Here is a 7712-nt window from a genome sequence, read left to right as displayed (position 1 = left end):
AAATCCACGGAAAGCCCCGTCCTCAAGGACCGACCGAGCGCACCGCGTGAGGGAGGGAGTAGGGCGGGGTAGTTTACGAGCCACTCTGAATAACAAAACCGTACTACCAACTTTCCGATTTTCGCGACTGAGCGGAGCGACGTCGTCCGTGACGGCGTCTCGAACCGCTCGACCCCGAGGCGGTTTACAGGGTGTACTCGTGGTCGCCGTTCTCGGTCTCGAGGAACGCCTCGAGGAGGTCGATGGTGGCCGCGATATCGTCGACGTGGGCGGTCTCGGTGACGGTGTGCAGATAGCGCGTTGGAATCGAGATCGCGCCGACGGGCTTCGCGCCCGCGGTGTTCTGGAAGCCGGCGGTGTCGGTGCCGCCCGCGGGCAGGATCTCGAGCTGGTGGTCGATCCCTCGGTCGTCGGCGACGGCCTGCATCCGACGGTGGACCTTCGGGTTCGTGATGACGCTCGAGTCCTTGAGCTTGATCGCCGTTCCCTCGCCGAGTTCGGTGACGTGCTCGCCGTTGTCGAACTCGGGGAGGTCGTTAGCGACGGTGACGTCGAGCGCGACCGCGAGGTCGGGATCGACGTCGACGCCCAGGGCGTTGGCCCCCCGGAGCCCGACCTCCTCCTGGACGGTCGCACAGAAGTGGATCGTCGCGTCGGGTGCCTCGAGGCGGCGCGCGGCCTCGAGCATCGCGAACAGGCAGACTCGATCGTCCAGCGCCTTTCCGGTGATCGTCTCGCCGACGCGCTCGGTGGTCTGGTCCATCGTGACGAGGTCGCCCGGCGAGATCCGCTCGTCGGCCTCCTCGTAGGGGAGGCCGACGTCGACGTCGACGTCCTCGACCTTGGCGGTCTTCTCGCGTTCCTCCTCGTCCAGTGTGTGGGGCGGGGGCGAACCGATGACCCCCGGCAGGTCGCCGTCCTCGGTGTGGATCGTCACCCGCTGGGCCTTCAGGACGCGTGCGTCCCACCCGCCCAGCGCGTCGAGTTCGACGAAGCCGAAGCCGTCGTCCTCGCCGCGGACGTTTCGAACCATGAAGCCGATCTCGTCCATGTGGGCCGCGACGGCGACCGAGTACTCCGAGTCGCCCTCGAGGGTGCCGACGACGTTACCCATCGCGTCGGTTCGGACGCGATCGACGCTCTCTTCGAGTTCCTCGACGACGAGTTCGCGGACGCGGTCCTCGTAGCCGGGAACCCCGCTGGTCTCGGTCAACTCCTCGAGAAGTTCGCTATCGAACGGAGGGGATTCCATGTCCGAACGTGCGGACGAATCGGTGATAAGCGCGTGGAAACCGATCGGTATCCGGCACCAGGTTGAACTCGGAATAGAGTTAATTTGCAGTCTGAGCGGCCAGTACTGCCGACGTTGAGATATTAACCGCGGGGTATTAACGGGTCGGTCCACAAGGGATGCGTATGTCTGACGTACGTGTCGCAGGTTCCGGGCTAACCGCGTTCGGTCACAGTCCCGAGCGGACGAGCCGGGACCTCTTCGCGGAGGCGACGGTTACCGCCTTCGAAGAAAGCGGCGTCCCCAGAGAGGACGTCGACGCACTGTTGTACGGCAACTTCATGGGCGAACTCTCCGAACACCAGGGCCACCACGGCCCCCTGATGGCCGAGGCCGCGGGGATCCAGGCGCCGGCGACCCGCTACGAGTCGGCGTGTGCCTCGAGCGGGACCGCGGTTCGCGACGCCGTCATGCGGATCCGCAACGGCGAGGACGACGTCGTCCTCGTCGGGGGCGCAGAGCGGATGACCAACCTCGGCACCGCGGGCGCGACCGAGGCCTTAGCGATCGCAGCCGACGACCTCTGGGAAGTACGGGCGGGGATGACCTTCCCCGGCGCCTACGCACTGATGGCCCAGGCCTACTTCGACGAGTACGGTGGCGAGCACGAGGATCTGGCCCATATCGCGATGAAAAACCACGAGAACGCCCTGACCAACGAGAAGGCCCAGTACCAGAGCGCGATCGAGATCGAGGACGTGCTCGAGGCGCCCCCGGTTTCGGAGCCGCTCGGACTGTACGACTCCTGTCCGATCTCCGACGGCGCCGCCGCGACCGTGCTGGTCAGCGAGGCCTACGCCGAGGAACACGACCTCGACGCGCCGGTCTCGATCTCGGGGACGGGCCAGGGCGGCGACCGCATGGCCTTACACGACCGCGAGTACCTCGCCCGGTCGCCGGCCGCCCGCGAGGCCGGCGAGGAGGCCTACGCCGACGCAGGTGTCGACGCGGCCGACGTCGACGTCGCCGAGGTCCACGACTGCTTTACCATCGCCGAGGTGCTGGCGATCGAGGCGCTCGACCTCGAGCCGGTCGGCGAGGGGATCTCGGCGGCTCGGGACGGTCGAACCACGGCTGACGGTGAGACGCCGATCAACCTCTCGGGCGGGCTGAAGGCGAAGGGCCACCCCGTCGGGGCGACCGGCGTTTCCCAGATCGCCGAACTCGCCGACCTGCTTTCGGGCGAGCACCCCAACAGCGAGTTCGTCGACGGGGCGACGACCGGGGTGGCACACAACGCGGGTGGCACGGTCGCGAGTGCAACCGTCCACGTTCTGGAGGTGACAGATCGATGAGCGACGACGACGTGCAGGACGCCGGCTTCGACGAGTGGCTCGACGCCGCCGAGGAGGACGCCGCCTACTGCCTCGAGTGTCCCGAGGGCCACGCCTCGCTGCCGCCCCGCCGGGTCTGTCCGGACTGCGGTGCGACCGACCTCGAGGAGACCCGGCTGCCCGACAGCGGCGAGATCGAGACGTTTACCGTCACCCACGTCCCGACCCCCGCCTTCGAGGAGGACGCCCCCTACGCGACGGCCGTCGCCGGCTTCGGTCCCGTGCGACTCACCGGCCAGGTCGTCGGCGCCGACCTCGAGACCGTCGAGACCGGCCTCGAGGTCGAACTCGAGGTGTCGGTCTCCGAGACGACCGGCGAGCGCGTTCTCGGGTTCAGCCCGGTCTGACGGGCGGACTCGAGAGGGACCGACGAGGAGAGAGTCGTGACGGTTTCTGTGCATGCGTCTCCTGTACCTGATACTCGAAGACGACCGTCGCGGGGACGTCCGCGAGGCGTGTGGTTCGCTCGACCCGAGTGTTTTCTCGTCGAGGAGGCGGCCGACCGGAGACTCACGCTAGCGTCCGTCCCCCTTCCGACCGGCGCCGTCGACGGCGTGTTCCGGGAGCTCCGCGAGCAGGGCCTCGAGGCCGAGATCACAGATTATAGTTCACCCGAAATCGGGGAGATCAGGGCCTGATCTGATAACGAAAGCGTATGGCTTTTCAGTCACACGCCCGGTTATCCAGTACTCACAATGGACACCCTCTACAAGCAGACGCAGGACGAGATCAGCCCCGTAGACCTTCGATTTTCCGAAGACGAGATGGAAGCGCAGATCGATCACCTGACCGACTTCGTTCGGGAACGCGTCGACGCGATGGGCGCAGACGGTGCGGAGATCGCGCTCTCGGGCGGAATCGACAGCACGGCGACCGCCTACCTCGCCGTCGAGGCGCTGGGCGCCGACAACGTCCACGGCGTGCTCCTCCCGAAGGAAGTAAACCAGGACGAGAACATGAGCGACGCCGAACGCGTCGCCGAGGAGCTGGGTATCGACTACGACGTGATCGGTATCGACTCGATCATGGAGGAGGTCCTGGCCCAGGGCGACGCCGAGACCGAGAACCCCTCCGAGGACGAGTGGGAGGGCCGCTACGTCGGCAACACCAGCGCCCGCGTCCGGATGACGCTGATCTACCTGCTGGCCAACCGCGAGAACCGCATCGTGCTCGGCACCGGGAACCGCGCCGAACTCGCGACCGGCTACGTCACCAAGTACGGTGACGGCGGCGTCGACTGCAACCCGCTCGCCAACCTCTACAAACAGCAGGTCCGCCAGGTCGCCGCCCACCTGGGCGTCGACGAGTCGGTCGTCCAGAAGACGCCGACCGGCGGGATGGTCGACTACGGCACCGACGAGGAGGAGATGGGGATGAGCTACGACACGCTCGACGCCGTCCTCGCGTTCTACGTCGACGGCAACCTCCCCGCGTCGGTGACGGCCCGGCTGACCGACACCTCGGTCGAGGCGGTCGAGCGTATCCAGGAGTTCCACGAGGAAAGCGCCCACAAGCGGTCGCCGCCGGCTGAACCGGAACCGCTGTTCTAAGGGTTTCTCGTCTCGAAGTACGTCGTTTCTTTTCGACCCCGTACTCGACGGCACGACAGCGACGTCCTCGCGAGTCGGTCGCTCGATCAAGCCTCGAGGTCGGAGTCGGAGCCGATGCCGGAGTCCGAACTGGCCCCGGAGTCGACGCCCAGATCGCCCTCGAGCAACTCCGTGGTCAGGTACTCGACGAACTTCCCGGGATATTCGGCGTGGGGGAGCTGGGTCGCGTAGTCGATGACGACGAGGTCTCGATCGGCCGCGTCGGCGAGGGTTCGTCCCTCCCGCAGCGGGACGAGTTCGGCGTCCCGACCCCAGACGAGCGTGGTCGGCGTCTCGAGGGCGGCGAGTTCGGTCTGGAGGTCGAAGTCGGGATCGAGCGTCCCGGAGGCGAAGGAGGCGGGGGCGTACCGGGCGCCGGGCTGGTGGGCGCTCGTCCAGGCGTACTCGATCTCGTCGTCGTCGATCCGGTCCGGGTTGTAGTAGCCGTCGCGGTCGTAAAAGTACCGGATCGAGGGTTTGCTCGCCAGCAGGTTGAACAGCGTCGTGCCGACGACGGGCGATCGGATCAGGGTTCGCAGCCACGGACGGCTGTCGCCGGTGTCGCCGGTCGGGCCGATCAACACCAGGTGTTCGAACTCGCCGTCCTCGGCCGCGTCGACGGCGAACGCTCCGGTCAGCGAGGAGGCGATGACGATCGGCTCGTCGGTGACGTCGGCCGCGAAGTCCCGAATGAACTCGGCGTACAGCCCCGCGGAGTAGACCAGCGGCGGTCGCTCCGAGCGCCCGAACCCGGGCAGGTCGACGGCGACGACGCGGTAGTTCTCCGCCAGCAGTTCGATGACGGGCTCGAACTCGTAGTTGCTGGCGCCGGCGTGGATCCCGTGCAGGAGCAACAGGTCGTCGTCGTTCGGATCGCCGGCGACGGTGTAGCTCACCTCCATCCCCCGCCAGCGGTACGTTCGCTCGAGGCCGGGCAGTCGGTGCTCGAACTCGCTGGCGCGACGCTTCAGGAGTCGGTTGCCGAGCACGGCGGCCCCGACGGTTCCGACGATCCCTCCAAGAACTGTTCGGACTCGCATACCAACTCGTACCGCGGCGATTACCTTAGGCCTGCGGTTGGCACAGCTATGGGTCCCGGGTCTCGAGTTCGTCGAGACAGTCCTCGACCGGCGAGAGCACCTCGTCGGCGACGGTGTAGGGGTCGGTCTCGCCCGCGGCGACCGCGTCGGCGAGGTCGTCGATCCCGCCCGCGCGCTCGAGTTCCTCCTCGAGCATGGCGTGGACGTCCTCGCGCAGCAGGGTTCGGATCTCCTCGGCCGAGCGCTGGCGGGCCTTCTCCGCGCGGGCGCCGGAGTCGACGAGGTACTCCCGGTGGGCCGCCAGCTCGTCGATGAAGTCGTCGACGCCGGTGCCGTCGGTGGCGACGGTCTCGACGATGGGCGTCGTCCACGTCGCGCGCTCCTCGGGGTCGTCCTGGGCCGCGACCGCGGAGCCGCCGCCGTCGCCCCCCGCGTCGGGGCCGTGGTGGCCACCCCCGCCGAACCCGCCGCCAGAGTCGAGTTCGATCATCTCCCGGAGCTCCTGGACCGTTCGATCGGAGCCCGGACGGTCGGCCTTGTTGACGACGAAGACGTCCGCGATCTCGAGGATGCCCGCCTTCAGCGTCTGGACGTCGTCGCCCGACCCCGGCGGGACGAGCACGGCGACGGTATCGGCGGTGCGGACGATGTCGATCTCGTTCTGTCCGGCGCCGACGGTCTCGATAATGATCTTGTCCTTCCCGAAGGCATCCATCGCCTTGACGGCGTCAGCGGTGGCGGTCGAGAGCCCGCCCAGCGTGCCGCGGGCGCTCATCGACCGGACGAAGACGTCCATGTCGCCGACCGTCGAGGCCATCCGGATCCGATCGCCGAGCACCGCTCCGCCGGTAAACGGCGAGGAGGGGTCGATCGCGATGACCCCGACGGTCTCGCCGCGCTCGCGGTAGGTCTCGGCGAGCTTGTCGACCAGCGTCGACTTTCCCGCGCCGGGGCTGCCCGTGATCCCGATCACCTCGGCCTCGCCCGTGTGGGTGTACAGCTCGGAGATCAGCTCCCGGTAGCCCGGCGCGCGGTTCTCGATCTTCGAGATCGTCCGGGCCAGCGCGCGGTGTTTCCCCTCGAGCAGCTCCGCCAGTAGCGTCTCGTCGTCGGCGTTCATCGCTCGGGTGCGTTCTCGCGGACGAACTCGATCGTCTCCTCGATCGACGTTCCGGGGCCGAAGATCGCCGACACGCCCTCGGCCTCGAGTTCGGGGCGATCCTCCTCGGGGATGACGCCGCCGACGAGGACGAGGGTGTCGTCTTTCGCGTCGTACTCCTCGAGTCCGTTCATGATCTTCGGGACGAGCGTGTCGTGGGCGCCGGAGAGGATCGAGATCCCCAGCACGTCGACGTCCTCCTGGACCGCGGCCTGGACGATCTCCTCGGGAGCCTTGTGCAGCCCCGAGTAGATGACCTCGAACCCGGCGTCGCGGAACGCGCGCGCGATGACGTGTGCGCCGCGGTCGTGCCCGTCGAGACCGACCTTGGCGACCAGACAGCGGATCGACTCCTGCTCCTGTTCACTGCTCATACGCTCCCTTCCCGAGCCGGCTGTTTGACTTTAACGGAAATTCCTGCAAATCTCTCCGGCCGGGCCCGTTCGTCCGAGGGGGATCGGCTCGGTCGCGACCGAAACGGTACCGAACCGGACAGCTCCGGGCGACCGTGCCAACACCAACCATTCCGAACCAAAGGCCTAAGAGCGAAACCGGCTTACATTCACCCAATGAGTATCGTACATCTATTGCGGAGGGATCTCTCATGGGCGTCGAAATAAAAGAAACCCGAGTAACCGACGCCGAGTTCGAGGAGATGCAGGAGTTCGTCTTCGAGTACCTCGCTGCAAGCGTCGAGAAGGAGGAGGAGGGCGGACGGATGCGCTGGTACCCCTGGCACTCCGCGGAGTACCGCCACAACCACATCCTCAACGTCGTCTCGCTGGCCGAAGAAATCGCCCGGAAGGAGGGCGCCGACGTCGACATCACCCGCGTCGCCGCGCTGTTTCACGACGTGGCGAAACTCGAGACCGACCAGGACCTCCACCCGGAGGCCGGCGCCCGCGTCGCCCGCGAGTACCTCGAGTCCCGCGCCGAGTACCCCGACTCGTTTATCGACCAGGTGTGTCGCGCCGTCGAACAACACGCCTTCCAGGGCGACCTGAACGACGTCTCGCTGGAGACGCAGTGTCTGATCGAGGCCGACCTGCTGGACAAGATCGGCGCCAACGGCACCGCCCTCATGCTGTTGCGGATGGGGTACGAGGCCCGGACCCACATGGATACCGACGAGATGGTCGAGCGCGTCCTCGAGCGGGGGTACGACGCCGCCTCGCGGGTCGAGAGCGACACCGCCGAGGGGATCGCCCACCAGCGGCTCAAGCGCGTGAAGTGGTTCCGCGAGTGGCTCGAGGACGAGATCGCCGCGATGGGTTGAGACGGTAGCGACTTCCGGCAGTT

The 7712-nt window shown here is 67.2% G+C and carries 9 protein-coding genes; 5 read left to right on the top strand and 4 right to left on the bottom strand.

Going from position 1 to position 7712, the window contains the following annotated elements:
* Nucleotides 1–184 precede the first annotated feature (184 nt).
* Nucleotides 185–1252: a M42 family metallopeptidase gene (locus ACNA7R_RS10525; protein WP_416283520.1), complete on the bottom strand. Its 1068-nt coding sequence runs from the start codon at nucleotides 1250–1252 to the stop codon at nucleotides 185–187.
* Nucleotides 1253–1416: 164 nt separating this feature from the next.
* Between ACNA7R_RS10525 and ACNA7R_RS10520 the strand changes: the two genes are divergently transcribed.
* The 4 genes from ACNA7R_RS10520 to ACNA7R_RS10505 all read left to right on the top strand — a co-directional run bounded on the left by ACNA7R_RS10520 (nucleotide 1417) and on the right by ACNA7R_RS10505 (nucleotide 4175).
* A complete protein-coding gene (locus tag ACNA7R_RS10520; RefSeq protein WP_416283519.1) occupies nucleotides 1417–2586 on the top strand; it encodes a thiolase C-terminal domain-containing protein in 1170 nt (389 codons plus the stop codon).
* Complete coding sequence (locus ACNA7R_RS10515; protein ID WP_416283518.1) at nucleotides 2583–2972, top strand: Zn-ribbon domain-containing OB-fold protein; 390 nt, start codon at nucleotides 2583–2585, stop codon at nucleotides 2970–2972. The genes ACNA7R_RS10520 and ACNA7R_RS10515 overlap by 4 nt, the downstream gene beginning before the upstream one ends.
* Before the next feature lie 108 nt (nucleotides 2973–3080).
* Entirely contained in the window at nucleotides 3081–3263 is a 183-nt protein-coding gene (locus tag ACNA7R_RS10510) for a hypothetical protein (protein WP_416283517.1), read from the top strand.
* A gap of 57 nt (nucleotides 3264–3320) precedes the next feature.
* Nucleotides 3321–4175 (top strand): NAD+ synthase, encoded by an 855-nt coding sequence (locus ACNA7R_RS10505; RefSeq protein ID WP_416283516.1) that lies wholly within the window; start codon nucleotides 3321–3323, stop codon nucleotides 4173–4175.
* 86 nt (nucleotides 4176–4261) lie between these two features.
* Here the strand turns inward: ACNA7R_RS10505 and ACNA7R_RS10500 are convergent, their stop codons facing one another.
* Genes ACNA7R_RS10500 through ACNA7R_RS10490 form a run of 3 tightly spaced genes read right to left on the bottom strand, consistent with a single transcriptional unit; the run spans nucleotide 4262 to nucleotide 6787 of the window.
* Nucleotides 4262–5254, bottom strand: a complete 993-nt coding sequence (locus tag ACNA7R_RS10500) for an alpha/beta fold hydrolase (protein ID WP_416283515.1) — start codon at nucleotides 5252–5254, stop codon at nucleotides 4262–4264.
* A 46-nt stretch (nucleotides 5255–5300) separates the two neighbouring features.
* Nucleotides 5301–6374, bottom strand: coding sequence for a methylmalonyl Co-A mutase-associated GTPase MeaB (gene meaB, locus ACNA7R_RS10495; RefSeq protein WP_416283514.1), 1074 nt, complete (start codon nucleotides 6372–6374; stop codon nucleotides 5301–5303).
* Nucleotides 6371–6787: a cobalamin B12-binding domain-containing protein gene (locus ACNA7R_RS10490; protein WP_416283513.1), complete on the bottom strand. Its 417-nt coding sequence runs from the start codon at nucleotides 6785–6787 to the stop codon at nucleotides 6371–6373. Before ACNA7R_RS10490 ends, meaB begins: the two co-directional genes overlap by 4 nt.
* Before the next feature lie 230 nt (nucleotides 6788–7017).
* Between ACNA7R_RS10490 and ACNA7R_RS10485 the strand changes: the two genes are divergently transcribed.
* Nucleotides 7018–7689 (top strand): HD domain-containing protein, encoded by a 672-nt coding sequence (locus tag ACNA7R_RS10485; RefSeq protein WP_416283512.1) that lies wholly within the window; start codon nucleotides 7018–7020, stop codon nucleotides 7687–7689.
* Nucleotides 7690–7712: the final 23 nt, after the last annotated feature.

This window comes from Natronococcus sp. (genome assembly GCF_047921035.1).
Taxonomy (GTDB): Archaea; Halobacteriota; Halobacteria; order Halobacteriales; family Natrialbaceae; genus Natronococcus.
This window is presented reverse-complemented; position numbering and strand designations above follow the sequence as displayed.

Excerpts from the sequence above, each read along its gene's own strand:
- ACNA7R_RS10525 (WP_416283520.1), bottom strand. The coding sequence starts at position 1,252 with ATGGAATCCCCTCCGTTCGATAGCGAACTTCTCGAGGAGTTGACCGAG.
- ACNA7R_RS10520 (WP_416283519.1), top strand. The coding sequence starts at position 1,417 with ATGTCTGACGTACGTGTCGCAGGTTCCGGGCTAACCGCGTTCGGTCAC.
- ACNA7R_RS10515 (WP_416283518.1), top strand. The coding sequence starts at position 2,583 with ATGAGCGACGACGACGTGCAGGACGCCGGCTTCGACGAGTGGCTCGAC.
- ACNA7R_RS10505 (WP_416283516.1), top strand. The coding sequence starts at position 3,321 with ATGGACACCCTCTACAAGCAGACGCAGGACGAGATCAGCCCCGTAGAC.
- ACNA7R_RS10500 (WP_416283515.1), bottom strand. The coding sequence starts at position 5,254 with ATGCGAGTCCGAACAGTTCTTGGAGGGATCGTCGGAACCGTCGGGGCC.
- meaB (WP_416283514.1), bottom strand. The coding sequence starts at position 6,374 with ATGAACGCCGACGACGAGACGCTACTGGCGGAGCTGCTCGAGGGGAAA.
- ACNA7R_RS10490 (WP_416283513.1), bottom strand. The coding sequence starts at position 6,787 with ATGAGCAGTGAACAGGAGCAGGAGTCGATCCGCTGTCTGGTCGCCAAG.
- ACNA7R_RS10485 (WP_416283512.1), top strand. The coding sequence starts at position 7,018 with ATGGGCGTCGAAATAAAAGAAACCCGAGTAACCGACGCCGAGTTCGAG.